Raw genomic sequence first — 18,358 nt, forward strand, 5'->3', positions numbered from 1 at the left:
ACCCCGGACTGTGCACAAGAGGTTAAGCTGAGCTTAAAGGGCTCCGCATTGGAGGTCGTCGTATTCCGACGTGCGGGCGTTGTCCGTCGCCAGCAGGCCGACCCGATTGGAAACGGGCGGGAGAGGACCGGCCGGCGTGGCGGAATAGACCGAGACGCCGTTGTTGAGCACCGTCACCACACCGCCGCTGATCTCGATCCGCAGCACGTGGTCTGTGGTGAAGGTTACAGCGATGTTCTGAATTAGCGTCTGAACACCACCGATGCACTTCGTCAGGCGAAGGCTGGAACCGTTGTTAGACAGGACACCGATCCAGTTCTGGTGATCGGTCATCGACACGCACAGGAAGGTGCCGCCGAAGCCGGTCTTTTTCTTCGCCTGGATATAGTGATTGTTGCTTCCCGGCCTCGGGCAGAAATAGCCCGACCGGAAGGCCGCCGAAGTGCCATAGGACCGCAGGACGCTCGACGCGACGCCAAGCCCGTTCGGATCGCCGCCAGCGAACGAGTAGAAGGTGCTGGCGTCAAGAAACTGATCGGCCCGGTTGAAGTTGTCGGTGAACGGCGAAACTACGGCGTCGAACTCGTCGGTCACGGTGATGACATGCGGCGCAGACGACGTATTGCCGCGAGGATCAGCAACCGAGACCGTCACGTCATAGACATTGTTCGCTCCGGCATCGGTCGGCGCTTCGAAGTCTTGCGTTCCATCGCCCAACCACCGCAACGTGGGTTGCGCATTGACGAGCGCGATCTCGAAGCGAGCCGCATCCGCGCCGCCCGTGATCGTCCACGTCGGACGCACCTCGTTGCACTTCAAGGGCAGGGCGAGCTTGCTGTTTTCACGGACGCTGGCCGTCGTTGGAGACGTGATGGTCGGGGCCGTCGTGTCCGCCACATAGGGACGCGGCGGCTGGATCACTTCCGGGAAGGTCGGGAAGGGCGGGGCCACGTTCGGATCGACGGTGTTCGCCGCCATGAACGCCGCATGGCCGGCCGTCACGCCCGTGATCGTCATGTCGATGTAGTAGTGGAAATACGCGCCGGTGCGCCGATCGGCATCGGTGAACCAGCAGCGCGACTTCCACGTCCCGGCGTCATTCCAGCAGCCGTTGCGCACGATGCACTGTTCGGCGGTCATGTTGTAGGACCGGCGAGGCCCCTTGACCGACATGTTGTCGAGCGCGTTTTCGTTCGACTGCCAGTCCCCCAGACGCCGATCCCCGACGCTGTCCCGGATCACACCGACGATGGTGATCTGGTTGCGGGTATTGCCCATCGCCATCGTCGTGTCGGACGACCCGTCGAGCACGAAATACGGCGTGTCTCCCACGTCCACGGCGGGATGGCTTCCGTCCAGATGCAGGCCGAACGGCGCCAGCGGATAGGGCTGGGGGAGGTCCGCGTCCGTGATCGAAGCCCAGGTCCGCACGATGGCGCGGTTCGGGTTGCTGCCATCGATGGTCCATGGCCCCATGACGCCATTCGCCGGGTGCGTCGCCGCCGCCTGGCTGAGGTTCTGGTAGTCGTTCTGGAACGGCGTGGTGACGTTTTCCATCTCCACGTGGATGAAGAAGCCGTCGTAGTTCGTCAGCAGGCCCGCATCCTGGACCCCGACCGCGAAGTCCTTCAGCTTCATGTTGACGAGCATCATCCGCCACATGACGTTGCCGAACAGGGCGCCCACGTTGCCGGCCGCGGTGCTCTGCCCGACCCAAAGGCTGTCATACCAGTAATAGGTGTTCGTGTAGTTCAGCAACTGGACCGGACGGCGCACCTTCAGGCAGTGGAAGCCGCGCGAGATCATCGGCGTCGAATCCTGCCGATCCGGGCCACGGTGCGCGACGTACATGCCGACATCGCAGCCGTAGGCGCGGTTGCCGACGAAGTCCGGGATCTGAGGCTGGCGCGGACCATAGTAGTCCAGCGCATTTACCCAGATACCGCCGTCGCCGCCTTGGGTGATCGGGTCGAAGAACCGCAAGTCCACGTCGCGCGGCATCTTCTCCAGGAAAGCCTGCGGCAGGGAGCCGCCGGTGCCGCTGTCCGCGCCCGTGGTCTGCTGGTGATAGGGGTAGGCGTGGCTGCACGAGGTGACGATGTTGCCGTGCAGGAGCACCTGACGGGCCTGCATGTCGAAGCCGTTGCCCGAGTGCCCGTTGTGGCCCTGGATCAGTTCATGGCGGTCGCCCCAATCCCGCGCGAAACCATCCCCCCGCGCCCAGGAAGCGGTGCTGCGGATGACCTGACCGATTTCGTCGCCGGTCTCGCTCGCATAGCAGGAGCCTCGGACGTTATAGACGACGCAGTCCTCGATATGGACCCGCGCGTCGTTCATGACGATACCCTTGCCGGGGCAGGGGACTTGCGCGGTCTTGGCCCAGACCGACACGCCCTCCGCGATGAAGGGCTGGCCCGAGAAGTGCGGCGGGTTGCCCCGCACCTGGAAGGCGTAGCGCTCGTTGACGTTGATCGAGACCGACAGGATCGTCCCGCCGCTGGTGGCCCGCACCTGGAAGCCGTCAGGGCCGGTCAGGGTCGGGTTCAGGTCCGTCCGCCCCATGTCTCGCAGCTCGACATAGCGAACATCGCCGCCTTCGACTTCCGAGAACAGGACGTGCGCGCGCTTCTGGGTGTTCGCCAGGTCCGCGCCGGACCAGATGGTCGTATCGCCAGCTTCCCCGCCCAGCGTCCGCATCATGAGATTGCTGGACAGCATCACCACAAACGGCTTGAGCGTGATTGTGGTCGAAGCGGGCACCCCGCTGGCAAAGCCGGTCGGGGGCAGCGGAACCTCGTCCTCATAGGCGAGGTGGTTGTTCGTCAGGGCGGCGTTCAGCGTGATCGTCGCGCCGTCGATGGCCGCGATGGTGCGGACCTCGTCATGGCTCTGCGCATAGCCGTAGCTGTTCGTCCGAACGCCGAAGCTGTTGTTGATCGGCAGATAGGCGCTCGTCGGGCCGGTGTATTGCGCATCTGAGGCCGCGCGGGCCGGGGTTGTCATGGCCCCGATCAGGATGCTGTCCCCGACGCGCCAGTTCTCCGGCACACGGTCCAGGGTCAGGGTCGTCGCGCCGGCCGCCGCATCGGCCATTGTCAGGCGTCGGGACTTCTTCTGCCCCCTCCAGCGGGTTGCGCCCGCGCAGATATACCCGCCCTTCGCCGTGGCGCCGGGGCTCTCCGGGAACCAGAACAGCAGTTCGTGGCGCGCCTTGCCCGTCGTCGCTGACGGCTGGGTGTCTTCCCAGAAGTCGGCGCCGTAGTTCAGGACCGTATAGACGACCAAGCGGGTCTCAACCGACGTGGAGCGCTGGAAGGTTCCGCTCCCTCCGACCCGGATGCCCCAGATGCGCGCATCGCTGGAGACATCATAGGTCACGGTGTAGTTGCCGACATCCACGACTGCGTCGTTGCCGGGAACAGTTCCCGCGCTCCAGACGGTCGGATCGGACCACAGCCCGCTCTTCGTCGCGACATGCGTGAAGGACGGGAAGGTGATGTTGACGTCCTGCGACTTCAGCGCGCGGCGGTCGTAATAAGTCTGAGGTGGCGCGATCGTGCGCGCTCCATAAGCCTGGGTTATCTCAGCAAGACGCGGCTCGCCGGTCGGCGGCGTTGGACCGCCGGTCAAGCCCGTCACCCGAAAGTCGGGAAGGGGGACGGCGTTCTCGTCGACGATCGCCACCCGATAGTCGGGCAGGACGCCGTCTTCCTGTTCTTCCATGGTGAACGCCGGTCGCGGACCAGCATCTTCAGCCACGACGGCGACCCGATAATCGGGCCTCGGCGAGGCGACCTCGTCGACAACGGCGACCTTGAAATCGGGCAGGGGCATTGCGGCATGGAGCCGGGGGAGGCGATGCGCCTCAACGCACGCTTAGTGCTTCCACCCCGACAGCCCGCCGCGGCCCAGGTGCGCCTGCTCGTGACACATCAGCTTGGCGTAATACTCGTGCTGATACAGGCACGGGTTCGGCATCAGCATCACCCGGCGGGTGTCGGACGTGCAGGCCAGGATCACGTAGCCCTCCGGCACGGTCGCGCCGGTGCGGCAAACCGTGTCGACCTCGGCGGGCGATCCGAACAGGATCACCGCCGGCGCGTCAGGCGGCGACCAATACTCAGGCGGCGCGGCGTCGACGATGTCGGGCGAGGGCGCCGGATAGTACGGCAGCTCGCCCAAGGCAGCGGAGGGGCCGGCCATGGCGAGCAATACGGCGAACAGTGCGGGTTTGAGCATGCGCCCCTCCTGATGGGAAGGGTCGGGTCAGGAGGCGGTCGGCCTCAACGCACGGCTACCTCCGCAACACCTCGATCGGGCCGCCGCTCTTGGTGTCATGGAGAATAGCGACCTCGACCGCGCGCACCGCGTCCGCGCCCATGCTCATCGCACCCTTGGCGTACTCGGAGCCGGATCCGAGCGTCAGGGTCTCACCTCGACACCGTTCCCAGCCACGCGGCCCCCAAAGGCAAAACTGATCGTCGGGCGTGATGATGTAACCGTACCACTCGCCGTCTCCGGTAGTGCTTTCTGGCGGGTCGCCCTGCATGCCGGTACGGACCCAGTCGAGGAAGCGCTGGCCGCCAGCGACGGCGCCGCCGGCGCATGCCAGGATCGGACCGCGCTTCACAATCTTGCTGATGCGGCCATCCCTGGAATCGCCCCAGGTCGCCAGCGTATCCGCCGCCAGCACGCCGTCGCGATAGGCGATCGTGGTCACAGCGCGATCATCTCCGGCGTGACCGTGACGCTGCCGACCTGACCCCACCGCGCGTGATAGGTGTAGGCGGTGGCCTGGCGCTCCGACATCCAGCCGCCCCGGGCCGCGTAGGCGTCGCGCGCCGCCAGGGTCGAGTGCTGGACGACCTTCATCCCGCTGTGCTCCTTGACCTCCTCGTGATGTCTGTGACCCGTGTGGGCATATCGCTTGCTGGTCGCGCCCCAGATCCGCGGATATTGCGCGGCGAACAGCAGCGGCAGATCGGCGTTCTTCTTCAGGTGCCCGTGGTGGAAGGCCAGCATGACGTCGCCATGCTTGTGGACGTAGTACGGCAGTTCCGAATCCACGACCTTCACGCGCGGCTCGTTCTCGTACAGCGCCGAAAACATCATGCGCAGCCAGACGGACGAGGCCAGGTCGTGATTGCCCTCGGCCATGACGACGAACACCGTCTGGTGCTTCGACAGCGCCATGTCTATCACGCGGCGCAGGATGCGGATCGCGGCGCCGACCATCTTGGAGAACCGCCCGTCCTGGTCCAGCACGTGGCCCGAGGTGGGCGTCACCGGCAGCAGGCCGTCGCTGTGCAGCCAGTCGCCGAGCTGGTTCACGACGCAGGTCGTGGCGTCCGGCGCGCTCTGGACCATCTGGGCGAAGCAGCGCGTCAGCGTTTCCTCCGCGATCGTCAGGTCCCAATCCGCGCCGCCCTCCTTGCGCCAGGCCAGCATTCCGACGTGGGCGTCCGTCAGGGTGTAGAGGTTGCACAGATGGTCGGCGGTCTGCGTCGGCGCCGGCATGGGTTCGGCCGGGCGCACGTCCTCGACCAGAGCCGCGACCGCTTCCCGGATCAGTTCGAGACGCCGATCGTCATCGATCTTCGTCTTGACCCATTGCAGCTTCACCTCGCCGTCCGCGCCGTAGAGCGTCGAGTGGCCCTTGGCGACGAAGGGCTCAGGGACGCGGTGCTTCAGATCGTATTCCGGCGCCCAGCCCTGCGCGGCGGCCTTGGCCTTCAGGCGGGCGATCGCCTCGTTGACGGCGTTGTTCGCGACGCCGAGCGCCGCGGCGGCCTTGCGGCCCGACCCGTGCTTGGCCACAGCCTGCAGGTATCGCAACTGCACGGGCGTGGCGTACCGCGCCAGGCCCTCGTCGATCTCCGGCGTATCGACCGGAACGAATTTCAGGGTCACGCCGACCACCCGCACAGGGCGATGCCCGTGCTGTTGTGCGCCTTCACCTCCCGGATCGTCTGGTCCGTGTCGCGGCTGGACCAGGTGATCGGCTTGGCGATCCGACAGAAGGTGTCGGCGCCGGGCTCAGGCTTCGGCGGTTCAGTCGCGCCGGAACCCGTCAGACTCGCGCAGGCGCTCAGGGTCAGCATCGCGCACCCCAGCGTCAATGCGCGCCGCATCCGCTTTTCGAACGGCGTCGTCCGCATCGGAACGCTCCTTCTCGATGAATGTGTCCGAGCCGTCTTCGCGGCCCTTTCGATAGATCAGCAGCAGAAACAGGGCGCCGATGGCCGCCAGCAGCCCCTTGGTTCCGAACAGGCGGAAGCTCAGGTAGAGCAGGCCGATGGCGGCTATGGCGCCGGCGATGAACGCGGCATGGTCGAGGAGGGCGGTCACACGCCCCCCCTTGCCTTGAGCTGGACGCGCCCAGTCAGAACCAGGCCGGCAGCGATCAGCACGACGACAAAGGCGGCGAGCGCCCAGGGCGACTGCACGCCCTCCAGCACCGGCTTGAGGATCGCGGCCGCGCCCCCGATTCCGCCGAGACCGGCGAGCGCGCCGCCGATGGCCGTGGTGTCTTTCTTCAGGTCCGCGCCGTCCGGCTTGGCCGCCGCGACAACAGCAGGCGAGACCGGATTGGAGTCTGGCAGGACGACCTGCGCTGAACGCATCGCCTCCTTCCGCGCCGCCTGGATCGAGTCCAGGAAGTTGCGGTAGTATCCGGCGATCAGGCTCGCCTTGTCCGTGCCGTTGATGATCCGGCGCGCGCCCTCCGGATCCTCGCGATCCGGGTTGAAATAGCGATCCAGGTCGTGTCCGGGGACGAAGACGCCCTGCAGCATCCCGACGATGGCGGCCTTGGCGCTGACATCGGGGTTCAGCAGCTTGCCGGGATCAGCGACCAAATCGACGCCGATGGCCTCGCCGACCTTGCGGTAGTTGCGCTCATGGGTCGTCTGCACGTCGCCGCGGCCGAACCAGCCGTCGCGCCAGTAGGGCTTCGAAACCTGACGCAGGCGCCCGGCGGCCATCGCGGCATCCAGGCGGCGAATGGCCTGAGCGTCGCTTGTGGCGAACGTCTCTCGGACTGGCTGCATCCGGCCGCCTGTCTCGTGGAAGATCGTCGCCAGCAGATAGGCCAGCTGCCGATCGTCCTTGCTGCCGTGACGATCCCAAGCGCCGATCAGGCGCTCTACGCCCTCGACCTGCAGCTTGGTCAGGCGCCCGCCGAACGGCGCGCGGCGTAGGTAGGCGAAAAGGGTGTCGAGATGGAGAGTCACGCCAGCCCTCCCTTCGCCATCACGCCCAGCAGCAGCATGATGATCGCGACCAGCAGGCTCCAGGCGGCAAGCTCGACCCGGCCCGAGCGGCGATGATTGCTGTCCAGCGTCTCCTTGAACCCGTCCAGCTTCTCATTGATCTGCTGATACCGCAGCGCGCACTCCGCCTCGTGCAGGTTCACCTTGGCGTCGACGCGATCAACCTCGCGCTGCAAGCCGGCCATGGAGGGCGCGCGGGCCATCAGGCGGTGAGCCCAAGGCCGCTATCGGCCTCAATCACGGTCGTGTTCGTGCGCTTCATGCCCGCACCACGCCAGCACGCCCCTGCAGCCTCAACGCACGCCCTCACGTCTTCGGCTCCTCAGGCGGCTGCGGCTCCGACGCCAGCATGTCCCGGACCTGCTTGATCGTGCGGGACAGCCGACGAACCTCGTCGTTGGCCTGCGCCGGCAGCTTCGCCGGGACGCCGGGGCGGACAGTGGGGCGGGTCATGACGACTTCAACTCATCTTGTGCCCACCAGCGCAGCAGCATCAGCCCCACAAACACGAGTCCCGCGCCTCCCCACCACGGCAGGTCGTCACACGCGCCGACCGTGACGAGAGCGGCGGCGCCGGCCCAGGCCACGACAAAACGCCCAATCGATCGCATCATGACAGTTTCTCCAGTTGCGGCCCCGCCTCTCGACGGGGCCATCGGGTTTCAGAGACGCGAGAAGTCGCCGGCGAAGCCGGAAGCGCGGCTCACCTCGGCCTCAAGGGCATCCAGCGCGGCGTGAACGGCGCCGACCGCGCCCGGCATCTGCGGCGGGACGGCAGCGAGGTTGCCGCTGGCAGGCTTCGATCCATCCGTGAACAGGCGGGACACCGTGAGGTCGTGGCTGTCGTTCGCGTTCGCCAGGATGTTGACCAACCCACGCACCCGATCGGCGATGCGATCGAGGACAGGCTGGTCGGGGGTTTCAGCAGGCGAGTAATAGGTGGTGGAAGGGTACATCTCACTTCTCCAGCCGACGATTGGCCCCACCCACGCAGTCGGCATGCGAGGGTTTCGGTTGTTGCGAAAAATTCTCAGAAAGGGGTCTGGGGCGGGAAAAATAGCGGCGGGACACCCCAACGGAGCCGCGGCCCCGCGATTTTACCCCGCCCCCGGCACCCCGGCCTGGCGCGGAATTACGCCCCGATCCGAGGGCGGCCGACCGGATGCCGTTCAGCGATGCGTGGCCAGCAATCGATGCCGCTTCAGCCGGGGCCACTAGGGGGCTATTCATCCTCATCGTCCTCGGATTCAGCCCGTCTGACTGGCAGACAGTCTGACGTTCGGGGCGGAAGTGGATGAAAAGGCTCAGCTTCTATGACGCCTGACAGCTGATTGTGCGTCGGCTGCACGCCCATGTTGACGTTGTTCGTGACGATCTGGACGGTCTGACGGACCTCGGCCGGCATCTTCGACGACGCCTCCTTGTCCGCCTCGATGAAGACCTTGGCCGCCTTCAAGCGCACGTCATCGGAGGCGCTCTGCATCTGCAGCTGGGCCGCGACGATCCAGGCTCGCTCTGTTTGAGAGTCGAGCCATGCGCGTTTGACATCTGCCCTGAACGCCCGGACGTGCGGTTTAAGCAAAGCCTTTTGCAGGCTCTCGTATTGATAACCTGCCCTTATAGCGGCCTCGCGAACTGTCAGGCCCTCATGAATGATGAGGGTGATAGCGGTGCGTAGCGCGGGGCTTATGCGGCCCTTGCGGACGACTTCGCCATCCCTGTCGGTGAGTTCGGTAGTCAATCGCTCACCCCGATCAGCTCGCGAGCGCGGTGGAAGCCGGACATCCACGCTTCCCAGTCGGCGTCGTCTTTGAGCGGCTCATACGGGCATGCGGTTGTCGGCTGATGCGTGATAAAGGCCCAGAAGCCCTCATCCTGGATCCGAGCGGTTCGTTCGCCTTCCGTCTCCGGCGCGGGTTCCTCTTCCAGCAGGTCGCCGTAGCCGGCTCCGTAGCGGACGGGCGATCGGAGGATATCGGCGTACTGGGCGCGAGTCCGCTCGCGGATGAGGCGGTCGGTCTGGTCGGCGGACGCTTCGCGGAGGAGTGCGAGCAGTTCCTGCGGATCGACGCCGTTCTCGGCGACTTCGCGCTTGGTCTGCTCGAACCGGAGCTGTTCGGCCTTGAACTCGAGGTCAGCGCCGAAGAGGCGGTAGGCCTCGATAGCGATGGCGTCGGGCGTGACGTTGGGGAGGGCGAGGGGCTTAGGCATGGGCGGAGGCTCCGATGACGGGACGGACGTAGCGACGCTGGAAGACGACGGGCCGTCCGATCGGTCGCTTGGGTTCTGCTTTGGAGCGTGGCTTGCGAGGCGGGACGACGGCTCCGATCCGCTCGGCGTCCTCTTCGGTCATGAGCACGAGGCGCATTCCGAGAGCCTCGAGCCAGATCTCGGCCATGCCGCTGATGGAGATGGAGCCACGGCCCCAATGCTGTTCGGGGTGCTCCAGCTTTCCGGAATACTGCTCCTGGAAGCCGGCCTTGGCGTCTAGTTCGAGGACGGTCAGTCCCAACGCCTTACGGCGCTCCGCCAGGATGCGAACGGTGTCCGCCTCGCTGGTCACTATGATCGGTTGCATATCAGCTCCTGAGCGGAGCCGACGCGGTGATGAGGTTCGCCAAAACCTGGGAATGAAGGTGCGGGACGATGGCTAAGGAAGTGCAAAGGAAACAGGCTCGAAATCGAGCGAGTGAGGATGACCCCCCCCTATATCTACCCTATATCGACTATCGATATGAAATATGCATACCCCCCCCTATCCCACTCGATCGATTTTTAGGGTATATTCTATTGATATATAAGGGAAACCGAGTGGGATTTTAACCATCCCACTCGAGTCCTCGCTCGACCTGTTTCGATCGAGTGGGGATGTCGAGTGGGGATGACTTCATCCCACTCGCCTTAGTAGTTTGTTAGCCGTTGAGAAGGGGTGTTCAGATGGGGTATTGACGTAGAATTACGACTGTCGTAGAACTACGTCATCGAGGGCCGGAATGGTTCGGCCTGATGATCGGAGAGACCGAGATGTTCACCGCCATTCTGATCACCGTCATCATTCCTGCCGCGGCCGTCGCCCTGCTGACGATCACGGACAAGCGCTGACCCCTCATCGGCCGGCCGTGCATGTCGCGGCCCGCCTATTGAGCGATCAGGCTCAACGCCCGGAATGGTTCGGGCGTCACATCGGAGAGACCGACAATGACCTATCAGATTGGAACCCGCGACCAGGCTCAAGCCGTGGCGAATGCTCATGGTCCCGTTGAGGTTGGCGCCGGACGCCGCTGGGTCCGCAATGATGTTCGCCAGCACGGCTCCGGCCCGCGTTCTTTTGGGATCGTCCCTCAGTGGGTCTATGAGGATCAGCCGCACTTGGGCGTGTTCGGCGGTGAGTTCGCATGGTTCGATCCTGCGACCGCCAAGCTGGGAAAGTGGGGAGAGCACGACGCCATTGGCGACCGACTGCAGGTCGGCAATGTTTACGTCGTCAAAAGCGGCATGGGCGGGTCGTTTGATGCTGTGCTGACGGCCGTGGAGGGGCCTCTTGCCTTCTGGCGCGTGGACATGCCTAAAAACCCCGACTGGCACGGCTGGCGTTTTCAGTCGAGGCTGGACGACGTGATCGGCCCCAAGGAGCCCGCCCGATGACCCACACCAACGCCCAGCTCTTCGCCGACGCCGGCCGCGCTCTCTTCGGGGAACGCTGGCAACAGCCCACTGCCGAACTGCTGGGCTGGCCGGTGGACGACAAGGGCCAGAACCGCACCGTCCAGCGCATCAAGGCCGCAGCCGAGAAGGGCGAGGAATACCGGATCGCACCGGGCGCCATGCTCGAGCTGGCCCAGCACCTGGAGAACAGGGCCGGGCAGTGCTCAACGTTGGCAAGGGCGATCAAGGGCGGCTGATTAGCCCGGACTGACGACGCAGAATGGGGTCGGCTTCACGCCGGCCCCTTTTTCGTGCATCTTGGAGCTATGCGCCTGAACGACGAGCCCCGATACGGCGACGCCCGCGAGGTGAAGGAGATGCAGGCCCGCGCCCGCATGCTCCGTCCCTATGTGGTCGGCGTGGTGGTTCTCGCGACCTTGCTGGTTGTCGCGGTCGTCGGCTGGGCGATGGGTTAGCCGCCCCGCCGGTACCACTTGACCTTGTGACCGCCTGCCTCAGGCGTCCGTTCCTCGATCTCGACCGCGCCGCTGTCCACCAGCCCGTCCAGCACGTCCTTGAGGTCTTTCGCGCGGATCCGGTTCTTCATGGCCTGCGCCACCGCCCTGTAAGGCATCCATTCGCGACGCCTCAGGACCCGCATAACCCGCTGCGCCTCGCCCTGGTGCTGGGTCTCGGCCATGTAGCTGCCGGCCATCTCCAGCACCTGGCGAGCGGACCACATCGCCAGCTCGGCGCCCCAGTCCATGTCCTCCAGCGTGACCCGAGGCGCCTTCGGATTGATCCCGATAGCCCGGATGACCGCCAGGCGCTGCGCCATCTCGGCCGTGCGGGTGAAGAACACCTGATCCTGCTCCATGCGCCCGATCTTCTCGGACAGGGCCATGTAGGCGCGGTGCGCGTGGCTCCCCGGCCCATCCTCCCAGGGGACGACGATCATCGGCGCATCGGCGATCGACGAATGAGACGTAGCCCGCGTCAGCGGATTGCCGGCCTCATAGACCGCCAGCATGGCGTCGATGACGCCCGCCGGAACCGCCATCTTGTCCGCCAGCGGCTCGCGCTCCTCGACACGCTGCTGCGTCGAGACGATCAGGAAGCGGTTCAGGAAGCCGTTGAAAACGTCGCCGCCTTCCAGGTTTTCGAAGAACTCTTCGTGCGTCGACACGCCGTAGAGGCTGAGCGCCGGCGCATGCACCGGATCGCCGACGCGACCCGCCCATTCCGGCATGGCCATGGTGTCGAAGCTGGACCCCCACGCAGAACGCAGGATGCCGGTGATCGCCTTCTCGTGCGTTGAGGCCTTGCGACCGTTGATCCGCCCGAGGAAGGCCCCGAACTCGTCGATGCAGGTCAGCGTCAGCGGCTGGCGCGTCAGCCGGTTGATGACTGCGGACAGGGACATGAAGCCGCCCGGGCCGTAGTGGTGCCCCATGGTGCAGGCGTGGAGCACCCGGCCGATGCACTTCAGCGGATGGTCCTTCGCCGCACCGGACGGCGCCAGGAACAGGCCGTAGAGGTGCGTTCCGGTCAGCGTCGGGCCGGCGAACTTGCGACCCGCCGCCGTGCCGACCAGCTCCAGGGCCGCCAGCAGAGCGCCGCCGCGCTGAGGCTTGCGCGCCGAATCCGCGATCCAGTCCGTGATCTCCCCGACGAGCCCGGGGACGCGCGTCAGGTGGTCCGGAAGTTCGGAGTCTGGACCTGTTGAATCTGCAGGTCCAGGTTCGGCGCCGACCTCAAACGCAGGCGTGGCGGGGGGTTGCGGCTCTATTGCGAGATTTTCCCGCATTTTCGGCGCCGAGGCTTTCGGACGCAGCGGCTCGGGCAGGTCGTGGTATGGGTCCGAGGTCGGAAATCCGACCTCGGCCAACGCGATCACCACGCCGCCGTCGCCCTTCAGTCCCAGCCGCTCACGCAGCCAGTCGGTCGCCTCGGCCTGATCGCAGTCGCGCGCGACCATGACGAGATCGATCGCTGAATAGGTGTCGTTCGTCCCGAAGTCCTTGATCCCGTCGCGCTGGATCGACAGGTTCAGCTTGCGCTCCGGGATCGGCCGCCCGGTCGAGGACGCTCGCCACGTCGCCACGGCTTCGTAACCGCCGCGTGCAGGACGACAGCCGTAGAGGCCAAGCGCCGGAACCCAGGCGTCCAGGTTGGAGAGCGCCGCGGCCTTGGTCTCGGACCAGATGTCGTCGGGGTTGATGTCGACCGGCGCGGGCTTGCGAGGCCGATCGGAAGCAACGCCCCGCCGCTCGCGATCCCAGCCGCATTGCTCCAGAGCCTCCTCGAGCGCCGCGATGTCGTCCTCAGTCAGAACCGGCAGGTCTGCGGCCGGCACCGGGCCGCGCAGCCAGGCATAAGGCTGGTGCGTGTCGGGGTGGATGCTGGGTGGAACCACCGTCTGGCGCGTGTCGAAGCCGGTCAGCACGTCAAGCAGGCGGCCCTCCGGCCCGTCATACGACCGCGTCTTCAGCCCCTTGGGCGCGAGATAGAACCGGCTTTCGCCCTTGGCGCCGCGCTTGACCATGGGTGACGCAGGCGCGACCGACAGCAGCGCGTCGAGCGCATCCGGATCGACGGCGTCGAAGTCGAGAACCACGACGTGCAGATCCTTGCCGACCTGAGAGCCGCAGACCAGACCCGCATTGGCGTCCGGCCATTGCAGGGCCTGGGTCAGCAGGAAGCCCGACAGGGTCTCGTCGCGATAGCGCTGCCATTTCGACATGCCCTGCCAGCCGCCGCGATAGGAGCCGGGGGACTTGCCCTTGCCGCCGTGGGGCGCGTCATGCGGGATGACGGGCAGGAGGTGATAGCCGAGCGGCGCCAGCTGCTCGTGTGCGATGGAGAATGGGCTCATGCGTCGTACAGCCTCGCTGGGCTTTGCTCGTGCCCCTCGGGCCACCCAAAGCGATCGCGTGGTTGGCTGCCGGCAAACCACATGACGACGACGTGTCCGTCGCGGCGGGTGTAGTCGTCAATGTCGACCATACCCATGATCATCTTGAACGGCTCGCCGCCGATCCAGATCGTGCGATAGGTGTTCGATTCCAGTCGAGCTTTCGCTGCTAGGTGTTCCTCGACTGTGATGCGGGTCCACGGATGAATCATCCCTCCGCCCCCACAGGCACGGTCCAGGCCGCCACGATCCGGTCTCCGGCCGCCTTGTTGGCCTCGTTGACGAGGGTCAGGCAGAAGGTCAGGTATTCGTCGGCGGAAAGGGCGGCGAGATCGGTCTTTTTGAGGCTGTCCAGGTAGGCGCCGGCGATGTCACCGGCGCGGCGCACGTCGTCGCGGGTCAGGTAGGGGGTCATTGATCGCCCCCGTTCAGGATGGCGTCGATCATGGCGGTGAAGGCCGCGCCGTACTTGCGAGAACCGTCGAACCCAGACGCATCCGCAGCATCACGCCCAACAAACACCACAGCCTCTTCCTCAGGCAATCCCCGCACGGCCATCAGCACGGCGCGGGCTACGCCGAGGGTCAGTTCGTCGCCCGTGTGTTCATCGGGGTTCACCGACTCCATGTAGGCCCTTGCCGCCCTCGCAGCACGTTCAAGCATCTCGCTCATGATCCAAACCTCGCAGCCCAGGCGGCGTCGAGCGTCGCGAAGGGACCGATTTCGTTGCGCTGCACGCGCGGGAAGCCGCGCGGCGTGCGGTCGACCCACACGGCGCGGTAGAAGAAGTGATTGTTGCGGACGATGAAGCGGGGCATCACTGCACCCCCACAATCTGACCGGCCTCGAGGACCACGCGCTTGCCCTCTTCCAGGGGCGTCCAGTATTTGACCTGCACGGGTTGCTTCGCCCGGTCGGGCAGAACCCAATGCACGAACTCGCCGGCGCGGTTGGTGAAGCCGCCCTGCACGGTGGCGTTGAAGCGGGTCATGCGTATTTCCTCAGCGAACGGGCCAGATCGTCAGCGCTGCTGGTCGGGCGATAAATCAGGGAGTGGTGGCCGGCGCAGTACGAGCTGCCGGGCTTGATGGCGGCGCAGCAGGCGCGGTCGTCGTCCAGCAGGTAGGCGCATTGTCGCGCGGAGCGTTCGATCCAGGGGCGCGCGTGGCTGATGTCGATGACGACCGCGGGCTTTGGAGCCGGTCGAGGCGCAGCGACGGGCCTCGGCTTGGGCGCTCGTATCGCCCTCGGCTTCTTGACGCGTGGGTTCGCCAGCGACGCCCGAGCGGCCCGGCGTGGACGGCCGAGGCCAAGGCGATGAATTTTGCCGATCACAGAGTTTCGGGTCGCGCCGTCGAATACGGCCGCGATCTCGGTGGCGCTCTTTCCGTCCTTCCACATCGCAGTCAGTTCGTCGACGACGGCGGGGTTCTGAGGTTCCCAGATTTTCACGCCGCCATCTCCATCGGCTGGACGATGGCCTTCAGCCAGGCGCGCAGGTCCGGCGTCAGAGCGTAGGATTCGGTCCCGTAGGCGCAGACGATGTTGCCGGGCGCGCCGGCCGTCGCGAGCCGCGCGCGCAGCTTGCAGATCTGCACCGCGATCGTCTTAATGATCGGGCCGCTGCCATCGGGCCGCTCGAACACCTGCTGGTAGATGGTGTCGCGGTTGACGGGGTAGGGGCGCTTCAGCAGCAGCGCCAGGACGCCGGCCATTTGGCCTGAGAGGCCCAGCGTTCCACGCAGGATCTCCAATTCCACGCCGCCGGTCAGTTGGTTCAGCTTCTGACGCAGGACTTCGTTCTCGATTTCGAGTTGTTCAACGCGGTTCATGCCGCTTGCTCCTGGGGCTCGGCGAAGCGGCGACCGACGATGTCGAACCACTTGCCGTTCTTCCTGACTTGAATGAAGGCGGGGGGCGTCAGCTCGGGCCAACGCACAAGGGCCTGTTCGACGGTGTCCGGCGCGGGCTCGGCCCCGCCGTGACGGCGCCACCACTGTTCGGCGCGGAACCGCATCGGGCCGCTATGTTCGAACAGCACCCATTCCGGATAGGCCATCAGGCCGGCCGAATAGGAGACGCGCAGACTGTCGGGACTGCCCTGCTTCTGGTGACGACGCGCGGTCCAGGCGACGACGGCGATTTCCTCCGGCGCCTGACGCTTCAGGTCGCGCGACAGGATCGCCACGTCGTCGGCCTCGGCCTCGTGACGCGCCCGGTCCAGGGTCCACTCGTGACCACAGAAGGTGCAGATGCGGGCGTTCAGCGCCGCCAGCGTCTTGCAGGTCGGGCATTCCTTGGCGCGGATGTCCGAGACCTTGGCGGCGTCAGGAGCCTTCTTCTCTCCGGCGCGCCGATCGATGGTGATCGTGTCGACGGGGCCGAGGCGCCGCGCCGTGCCGGTGAAGTCGAGGAAAAGGCAGTTGTCCTTGCCGTCCGCCAGCCGCGTGCCGCGACCCGCCATCTGCACGAACAGGCCGGGCGAGAGCGTGGGCCGCAGCAGCGCGATCAGGTCCGTGCCCGGTGCGTCAAAGCCGGTCGTCAGGACGTTGGCGTTCGTAAGCACCCGGAGGCGGCCCGATCGGAAGTCTTCGATGAACCGCGCGCGGTTGCCCGCGTCGGTGTCGCCGGTGATCGTCTCGGCGTGGATGCCCTGCCGCCGGAACTCGTCGCGGACGTGGTGCGCGTGCTTCACGCCGGCGCAGAAGACCAGCCACGAACGCCGGGTGGCGCCGTACTGCATGATCTCGCTGACCGCCGCCTGGGTGATCGCGTCGTCATCCGCCGCGGCTTCCAGGGCGCCCGCGACGAACTCACCGCCGCGCTTGGCCACGCCGGACACGTCGATTTCGGTCGCGCCCATCTTGGAGACGAGCGGCGACAGCCATCCGTCGTCGATGCCCTTGCCGATGCCGTAGGAATAGACGACCTCGTCGAACAGCCGGTCGTCCCCGGCGTCGAGCCGCCCGCTGTCCATGCGGAACGGCGTGGCGGTGAAGCCGACGACGCGCAGATCGGGCCGCTGCTCGCGCAAACGAGACAACAGCGCCCGATACATGCCCTCGCCGGCGTTCGGCACCAGATGGGCCTCGTCGATCATCACCAGATCGAAGGCGCCCAGCTCGGCCGCGCGCTTATAGACGGACTGGATCGAGGCGAAGATGATCCGCTGCGACGTGTCGCGACGGCCCAGACCGGCGGCGTAGATGCCGACCGGCGCGCCGGGCCACAGCCGCAGCAGGGCCGCGGCATTCTGCTGAACCAGCTCCTTGACATGGACGAGCATGAGCGCGCGCATGTCGGGATAGGTCGTCAGCAGATCCTGGGTCAGTGTGGCGATCGTCACGGATTTGCCGAGCCCGGTCGCCATATCGACGAGCGGATTGCCGCCGCCCTGGCGCCAGTAGTTGAGAACGGCGTCGACGGCGTGCTGCTGATAGGGGCGGAGACTCAGCATCCCACACCCCCGTCTTTCCAGACCGAGCCGTCCGCGAGCCGGTACATCACCCATTCGCCCGCCTCGTCGGCGTCGTACTGCTCGCCCGGCACCAGGGTCGGGTTGAACAGGTGGTGAGCGCACCCGGCGCGCTGCTCGTCGATCGTCAAGTCGCGCTGATGGCGGGCGCACGAGACGCGCGCGTCGCCGTCCAGATGGAACGACACGTGCAGGCACGTCCGGCAATTCCGCGCCGGCATCAGGCCCTCGTTCGGCGCGCAGCCGTAGCCGGCTTTGAGGAAGTAGGGCGGGCAGGTGCAGTCTGGGCGCCGGTCCTGCGTCGCCAGGCGCTCGGCCTTCGCGACCATCTTGAGCGCGGTCGTCGCGTCGTACTCGACCCGCTCCGAATAGAGCGTGTCGTCGTTCTTGTTGACCGCGACGTACAGCGCCCGGGTCAGGTGCTGGTGATGCATGTAGAGCTGCATCTGGACGTGGTGCGCGGGCTTGGCCTTGGCGACGCCGTCCTTCAGCAGGGCCTTGAAGGACTTGTCGTTGTGCGACTTGACCTCCAGCACATGCTCGGTCTTGGGCGCCTCGGGCACGTTGCGCGCCTTGCCGTCCGTGCGGCCGGAAGCGTGACCGCCGGCGAACTCGATGCGAAACTGCTCGCCGGTCGCGGGATCGACGGCGTCAACCTCGACCCCTGCCGCGCGAAGCATGTCGACGATGCGTTCTTCCCACACCTCGCCGGTGCGGAAGATCGACAGCTTGCGGCCGTCGTGGCGCTCAGGCGGGAACAGCCAGCGAAAGGCGTCCCACAGCTGGCGGTCGCATTCGCCGCCGAGTTGGGAGGCCGACAGGCGCGGATGCAGGTCGGTGCGGTTCTGGGCTTCCAGCGCCGCATAGATGTTGCCGACCGTGCGCGGGGTGGTCTCGGGCAGGGCGGCCATCATCCGTCCTCCCCGGTGTGGTCGCGCTCGTCTTCGTCGTCGCGGTTGTCGTGGGCGTCGTTCCAGACCTGCGTGGGGCTGCTGCCGACGCCATGTTCGGCGATCCAGTCGTCCGCCTCTTCTGGCGTCATGACTGCGGAAA

At 66.1% G+C, this 18,358-nt stretch carries 27 protein-coding genes; 3 read left to right on the forward strand and 24 right to left on the reverse strand.

The features are described from left to right. Positions 1–33: 33 nt before the first annotated feature. From ACE3PU_RS04510 to ACE3PU_RS04570, 13 genes are all read right to left on the reverse strand, one after another. Positions 34–3,834 carry a hypothetical protein gene (locus ACE3PU_RS04510; RefSeq protein WP_374387099.1) on the reverse strand — a complete coding sequence of 1,267 codons (3,801 nt, stop codon included), beginning with the start codon at positions 3,832–3,834 and terminating at the stop codon, positions 34–36. A 42-nt stretch (positions 3,835–3,876) separates the two neighbouring features. Beyond that, positions 3,877–4,239 carry a hypothetical protein gene (locus ACE3PU_RS04515; RefSeq protein ID WP_374387101.1) on the reverse strand — a complete coding sequence of 121 codons (363 nt, stop codon included), beginning with the start codon at positions 4,237–4,239 and terminating at the stop codon, positions 3,877–3,879. 55 nt (positions 4,240–4,294) lie between these two features. Continuing rightward, the gene (locus ACE3PU_RS04520; protein WP_374387103.1) at positions 4,295–4,720 is read right to left on the reverse strand and encodes a hypothetical protein; all 426 of its coding nucleotides are present in this window, start codon (positions 4,718–4,720) and stop codon (positions 4,295–4,297) included. Further along, positions 4,717–5,910 (reverse strand): LysR family transcriptional regulator, encoded by a 1,194-nt coding sequence (locus tag ACE3PU_RS04525; RefSeq protein ID WP_374387105.1) that lies wholly within the window; start codon positions 5,908–5,910, stop codon positions 4,717–4,719. Before ACE3PU_RS04525 ends, ACE3PU_RS04520 begins: the two co-directional genes overlap by 4 nt. Before the next feature lie 141 nt (positions 5,911–6,051). Then, positions 6,052–6,348 (reverse strand): hypothetical protein, encoded by a 297-nt coding sequence (locus ACE3PU_RS04530; protein WP_374387108.1) that lies wholly within the window; start codon positions 6,346–6,348, stop codon positions 6,052–6,054. Continuing rightward, on the reverse strand, positions 6,345–7,232 hold the full coding sequence (locus ACE3PU_RS04535; RefSeq protein WP_374387110.1) for a glycoside hydrolase family 19 protein: 888 nt from the start codon (positions 7,230–7,232) through the stop codon (positions 6,345–6,347). Before ACE3PU_RS04535 ends, ACE3PU_RS04530 begins: the two co-directional genes overlap by 4 nt. Continuing rightward, entirely contained in the window at positions 7,229–7,474 is a 246-nt protein-coding gene (locus ACE3PU_RS04540) for a hypothetical protein (RefSeq protein ID WP_374387112.1), read from the reverse strand. Before ACE3PU_RS04540 ends, ACE3PU_RS04535 begins: the two co-directional genes overlap by 4 nt. Positions 7,475–7,577: 103 nt before the next feature. Beyond that, the gene (locus ACE3PU_RS04545) at positions 7,578–7,724 is read right to left on the reverse strand and encodes a hypothetical protein (RefSeq protein ID WP_374387114.1); all 147 of its coding nucleotides are present in this window, start codon (positions 7,722–7,724) and stop codon (positions 7,578–7,580) included. After that, positions 7,721–7,885, reverse strand: a complete 165-nt coding sequence (locus ACE3PU_RS04550) for a hypothetical protein (RefSeq protein WP_374387116.1) — start codon at positions 7,883–7,885, stop codon at positions 7,721–7,723. Before ACE3PU_RS04550 ends, ACE3PU_RS04545 begins: the two co-directional genes overlap by 4 nt. Positions 7,886–7,933: 48 nt before the next feature. Further along, on the reverse strand, positions 7,934–8,227 hold the full coding sequence (locus tag ACE3PU_RS04555; protein WP_374387118.1) for a hypothetical protein: 294 nt from the start codon (positions 8,225–8,227) through the stop codon (positions 7,934–7,936). Between the two features lie 266 nt (positions 8,228–8,493). After that, a complete protein-coding gene (locus ACE3PU_RS04560) occupies positions 8,494–9,012 on the reverse strand; it encodes a hypothetical protein (RefSeq protein WP_374387120.1) in 519 nt (172 codons plus the stop codon). Beyond that, positions 9,009–9,482, reverse strand: a complete 474-nt coding sequence (locus ACE3PU_RS04565) for a hypothetical protein (protein WP_374387122.1) — start codon at positions 9,480–9,482, stop codon at positions 9,009–9,011. The genes ACE3PU_RS04560 and ACE3PU_RS04565 overlap by 4 nt, the downstream gene beginning before the upstream one ends. After that, positions 9,475–9,849, reverse strand: coding sequence for a hypothetical protein (locus ACE3PU_RS04570; RefSeq protein WP_374387124.1), 375 nt, complete (start codon positions 9,847–9,849; stop codon positions 9,475–9,477). The genes ACE3PU_RS04565 and ACE3PU_RS04570 overlap by 8 nt, the downstream gene beginning before the upstream one ends. A 620-nt stretch (positions 9,850–10,469) precedes the next feature. Here ACE3PU_RS04570 and ACE3PU_RS04575 point away from each other — a divergent pair. From ACE3PU_RS04575 to ACE3PU_RS04585, 3 genes are all read left to right on the forward strand, one after another. Then, the gene (locus ACE3PU_RS04575; protein ID WP_374387126.1) at positions 10,470–10,916 is read left to right on the forward strand and encodes a hypothetical protein; all 447 of its coding nucleotides are present in this window, start codon (positions 10,470–10,472) and stop codon (positions 10,914–10,916) included. Further along, positions 10,913–11,173, forward strand: coding sequence for a hypothetical protein (locus ACE3PU_RS04580; RefSeq protein WP_374387131.1), 261 nt, complete (start codon positions 10,913–10,915; stop codon positions 11,171–11,173). The genes ACE3PU_RS04575 and ACE3PU_RS04580 overlap by 4 nt, the downstream gene beginning before the upstream one ends. 69 nt (positions 11,174–11,242) lie before the next feature. Continuing rightward, positions 11,243–11,392, forward strand: coding sequence for a hypothetical protein (locus tag ACE3PU_RS04585; RefSeq protein ID WP_374387133.1), 150 nt, complete (start codon positions 11,243–11,245; stop codon positions 11,390–11,392). On the opposite strand, the gene ACE3PU_RS04590 is transcribed toward ACE3PU_RS04585, so the two are convergent. The 11 genes from ACE3PU_RS04590 to ACE3PU_RS04640 are packed head-to-tail and all read right to left on the reverse strand — an operon-like array spanning position 11,389 to position 18,347. Beyond that, positions 11,389–13,791: a bifunctional DNA primase/polymerase gene (locus ACE3PU_RS04590; protein ID WP_374387135.1), complete on the reverse strand. Its 2,403-nt coding sequence runs from the start codon at positions 13,789–13,791 to the stop codon at positions 11,389–11,391. The genes ACE3PU_RS04585 and ACE3PU_RS04590 overlap by 4 nt on opposite strands. Continuing rightward, complete coding sequence (locus ACE3PU_RS04595) at positions 13,788–14,042, reverse strand: hypothetical protein (RefSeq protein WP_374387137.1); 255 nt, start codon at positions 14,040–14,042, stop codon at positions 13,788–13,790. Before ACE3PU_RS04595 ends, ACE3PU_RS04590 begins: the two co-directional genes overlap by 4 nt. Continuing rightward, a complete protein-coding gene (locus ACE3PU_RS04600) occupies positions 14,039–14,245 on the reverse strand; it encodes a hypothetical protein (protein WP_374387139.1) in 207 nt (68 codons plus the stop codon). The genes ACE3PU_RS04595 and ACE3PU_RS04600 overlap by 4 nt, the downstream gene beginning before the upstream one ends. Further along, complete coding sequence (locus ACE3PU_RS04605) at positions 14,242–14,502, reverse strand: hypothetical protein (protein WP_374387141.1); 261 nt, start codon at positions 14,500–14,502, stop codon at positions 14,242–14,244. Before ACE3PU_RS04605 ends, ACE3PU_RS04600 begins: the two co-directional genes overlap by 4 nt. Beyond that, positions 14,499–14,648, reverse strand: a complete 150-nt coding sequence (locus ACE3PU_RS04610; protein WP_374387143.1) for a hypothetical protein — start codon at positions 14,646–14,648, stop codon at positions 14,499–14,501. The genes ACE3PU_RS04605 and ACE3PU_RS04610 overlap by 4 nt, the downstream gene beginning before the upstream one ends. Next, complete coding sequence (locus ACE3PU_RS04615) at positions 14,648–14,821, reverse strand: hypothetical protein (protein ID WP_374387145.1); 174 nt, start codon at positions 14,819–14,821, stop codon at positions 14,648–14,650. The genes ACE3PU_RS04610 and ACE3PU_RS04615 overlap by 1 nt, the downstream gene beginning before the upstream one ends. Beyond that, positions 14,818–15,282 carry a GcrA family cell cycle regulator gene (locus ACE3PU_RS04620; RefSeq protein ID WP_374387147.1) on the reverse strand — a complete coding sequence of 155 codons (465 nt, stop codon included), beginning with the start codon at positions 15,280–15,282 and terminating at the stop codon, positions 14,818–14,820. Before ACE3PU_RS04620 ends, ACE3PU_RS04615 begins: the two co-directional genes overlap by 4 nt. Next, a complete protein-coding gene (locus tag ACE3PU_RS04625; protein ID WP_374387149.1) occupies positions 15,279–15,662 on the reverse strand; it encodes a hypothetical protein in 384 nt (127 codons plus the stop codon). The genes ACE3PU_RS04620 and ACE3PU_RS04625 overlap by 4 nt, the downstream gene beginning before the upstream one ends. After that, positions 15,659–17,287, reverse strand: a complete 1,629-nt coding sequence (locus tag ACE3PU_RS04630; protein ID WP_374387151.1) for a DEAD/DEAH box helicase — start codon at positions 17,285–17,287, stop codon at positions 15,659–15,661. The genes ACE3PU_RS04625 and ACE3PU_RS04630 overlap by 4 nt, the downstream gene beginning before the upstream one ends. After that, positions 17,281–18,216: a hypothetical protein gene (locus tag ACE3PU_RS04635; protein ID WP_374387153.1), complete on the reverse strand. Its 936-nt coding sequence runs from the start codon at positions 18,214–18,216 to the stop codon at positions 17,281–17,283. Before ACE3PU_RS04635 ends, ACE3PU_RS04630 begins: the two co-directional genes overlap by 7 nt. Further along, complete coding sequence (locus tag ACE3PU_RS04640; RefSeq protein WP_374387155.1) at positions 18,216–18,347, reverse strand: hypothetical protein; 132 nt, start codon at positions 18,345–18,347, stop codon at positions 18,216–18,218. Before ACE3PU_RS04640 ends, ACE3PU_RS04635 begins: the two co-directional genes overlap by 1 nt. Between the last annotated feature and the right edge of the window lie 11 nt (positions 18,348–18,358).

The organism is Brevundimonas sp. (assembly GCF_041911375.1).
In the GTDB taxonomy this organism is placed as follows: domain Bacteria; phylum Pseudomonadota; class Alphaproteobacteria; order Caulobacterales; family Caulobacteraceae; genus Brevundimonas.

What these genes read in the sequence shown, in the direction of transcription:
- ACE3PU_RS04510 (WP_374387099.1), bottom strand. Translation starts at nt 3,834, where the DNA reads ATGCCCCTGCCCGATTTCAAGGTCGCCGTTGTCGACGAGGTCGCCTCG.
- ACE3PU_RS04515 (WP_374387101.1), bottom strand. Translation starts at nt 4,239, where the DNA reads ATGCTCAAACCCGCACTGTTCGCCGTATTGCTCGCCATGGCCGGCCCC.
- ACE3PU_RS04540 (WP_374387112.1), bottom strand. Translation starts at nt 7,474, where the DNA reads ATGGCCCGCGCGCCCTCCATGGCCGGCTTGCAGCGCGAGGTTGATCGC.
- ACE3PU_RS04545 (WP_374387114.1), bottom strand. Translation starts at nt 7,724, where the DNA reads ATGACCCGCCCCACTGTCCGCCCCGGCGTCCCGGCGAAGCTGCCGGCG.
- ACE3PU_RS04550 (WP_374387116.1), bottom strand. Translation starts at nt 7,885, where the DNA reads ATGATGCGATCGATTGGGCGTTTTGTCGTGGCCTGGGCCGGCGCCGCC.
- ACE3PU_RS04555 (WP_374387118.1), bottom strand. Translation starts at nt 8,227, where the DNA reads ATGTACCCTTCCACCACCTATTACTCGCCTGCTGAAACCCCCGACCAG.
- ACE3PU_RS04565 (WP_374387122.1), bottom strand. Translation starts at nt 9,482, where the DNA reads ATGCCTAAGCCCCTCGCCCTCCCCAACGTCACGCCCGACGCCATCGCT.
- ACE3PU_RS04570 (WP_374387124.1), bottom strand. Translation starts at nt 9,849, where the DNA reads ATGCAACCGATCATAGTGACCAGCGAGGCGGACACCGTTCGCATCCTG.
- ACE3PU_RS04575 (WP_374387126.1), top strand. Translation starts at nt 10,470, where the DNA reads ATGACCTATCAGATTGGAACCCGCGACCAGGCTCAAGCCGTGGCGAAT.
- ACE3PU_RS04580 (WP_374387131.1), top strand. Translation starts at nt 10,913, where the DNA reads ATGACCCACACCAACGCCCAGCTCTTCGCCGACGCCGGCCGCGCTCTC.
- ACE3PU_RS04585 (WP_374387133.1), top strand. Translation starts at nt 11,243, where the DNA reads ATGCGCCTGAACGACGAGCCCCGATACGGCGACGCCCGCGAGGTGAAG.
- ACE3PU_RS04590 (WP_374387135.1), bottom strand. Translation starts at nt 13,791, where the DNA reads ATGAGCCCATTCTCCATCGCACACGAGCAGCTGGCGCCGCTCGGCTAT.
- ACE3PU_RS04595 (WP_374387137.1), bottom strand. Translation starts at nt 14,042, where the DNA reads ATGATTCATCCGTGGACCCGCATCACAGTCGAGGAACACCTAGCAGCG.
- ACE3PU_RS04600 (WP_374387139.1), bottom strand. Translation starts at nt 14,245, where the DNA reads ATGACCCCCTACCTGACCCGCGACGACGTGCGCCGCGCCGGTGACATC.
- ACE3PU_RS04605 (WP_374387141.1), bottom strand. Translation starts at nt 14,502, where the DNA reads ATGAGCGAGATGCTTGAACGTGCTGCGAGGGCGGCAAGGGCCTACATG.
- ACE3PU_RS04610 (WP_374387143.1), bottom strand. Translation starts at nt 14,648, where the DNA reads ATGCCCCGCTTCATCGTCCGCAACAATCACTTCTTCTACCGCGCCGTG.
- ACE3PU_RS04615 (WP_374387145.1), bottom strand. Translation starts at nt 14,821, where the DNA reads ATGACCCGCTTCAACGCCACCGTGCAGGGCGGCTTCACCAACCGCGCC.
- ACE3PU_RS04625 (WP_374387149.1), bottom strand. Translation starts at nt 15,662, where the DNA reads ATGAACCGCGTTGAACAACTCGAAATCGAGAACGAAGTCCTGCGTCAG.
- ACE3PU_RS04630 (WP_374387151.1), bottom strand. Translation starts at nt 17,287, where the DNA reads ATGCTGAGTCTCCGCCCCTATCAGCAGCACGCCGTCGACGCCGTTCTC.
- ACE3PU_RS04635 (WP_374387153.1), bottom strand. Translation starts at nt 18,216, where the DNA reads ATGGCCGCCCTGCCCGAGACCACCCCGCGCACGGTCGGCAACATCTAT.
- ACE3PU_RS04640 (WP_374387155.1), bottom strand. Translation starts at nt 18,347, where the DNA reads ATGACGCCAGAAGAGGCGGACGACTGGATCGCCGAACATGGCGTCGGC.